The organism is Amnimonas aquatica, from assembly GCF_002943415.1.
GTDB classification, from domain to species: domain Bacteria; phylum Pseudomonadota; class Gammaproteobacteria; order Pseudomonadales; family Moraxellaceae; genus Perlucidibaca; species Perlucidibaca aquatica_A.
On sequence record NZ_PTQZ01000361.1, the window covers coordinates 1 to 1,171 of the forward strand.

Genomic DNA, 1,171 nt, shown 5'->3' on the forward strand with positions numbered 1-1,171 from the left:
GCATCAGCAGGCCCGCGGAGAAGGTGCTGTCGAAAGTGATGGAGCCATCGCCATCGGCGAAGCTGAATGTCGCGGCCTGTGCCGTGCCCGCCAGCTGCACCGACATGGCGGCGACCAGCGCCTTCAGGATAGGAAACGGACGTCCCTGCGCCGGAAACCTGGAATCAAGCATGGCACCCCACCTTTTGTTGTTGTTGTGTAACCAGCTGGATTTGTAATGGTCCCCCGGACAAGTTGCAATGTTGAAAGCTGCCACACCGGCAAAAAATGGGCAAAAAAAAAGCCAGCTTGCGCTGGCTGCAGAGACTACATCCAAGGACACCGCTGCTCAGCAGAATCCGTCAAACCCGGGCGCCGCAAGCTTTCGGCGCCGGCACAGGCACACCCGCCCGGCGTAATCAGACAACTGTCAGGTATATGAACAATACGGGACAGTCGCGTCAATGCCGTCCGTCAGGATTCCGCCGGCGATCCGACCGGCGCCACGGGCGCATGGACAAGTCCTTGCCCGTCGTCAGACAATTGCGCACCTTCCGNGCCCTGCGCTGGTCTGCCTGCTCCAGGCAGACGGGAAGTCGGTGCCAATCCGACGCTGCCCCCGCAACGGTGAAACTGGTCAAGACATTCACATGCCACTGTCCGCGGACGGGAAGGCGAATGTCCGCGGCGCCTGCCGCACCAGCCAGCCCGGAGACCGGCTCGGAAGGACAACGGTCGGCGCGGCGGGCGCTCATCCGGAGCCCGTGCGCGCCCTTCCGCCCGCCATCCCTCCGTGCCGACTCATCCCGACACCTGTTCTGCGGGGATGCAGACAGCATGGAGACACCCGAAAAATGAAGAAGATTCTGCCTTTTGCGCTCGCACCGCTGTCGCTCATGATCGCCGGCATGGCACTGGCCGCAGAAACCGCACTGCCCGAAACAGTGGTTACCGCTGATCGCTCTCTTGCCGGCAACAGCAGCCAGCTGGATGCCGCCACCGTTATCACCCGGGCCGATATAGAACGTACCCAGCCCGACTCCCTGGCCAGTCTGCTTAGCCGAGCTGCCGGCGTCTCCATACCCGCCAACGGCGGCCCGCTGACCACCACCGGCGTGTTCATTCGCGGCTTCAAGTCCAACCAGGTGCTCATTCTGGTCGATGGCGTGCGCGTCAACGATGCCAACCAGGG

1 protein-coding gene and 1 riboswitch are annotated in these 1,171 nt (G+C 62.9%); the gene reads left to right on the forward strand.

Annotation, left to right across the window (positions count from 1 at the left end):
- The first annotated feature begins 529 nt into the window (after positions 1-529).
- A riboswitch (cobalamin riboswitch) is annotated at positions 530-716 on the forward strand.
- Positions 717-833: 117 nt separating this feature from the next.
- Positions 834-1,171 (forward strand): TonB-dependent receptor (locus C5O18_RS09975; protein WP_146089353.1); only part of this gene is annotated, 338 nt, incomplete at its 3' end.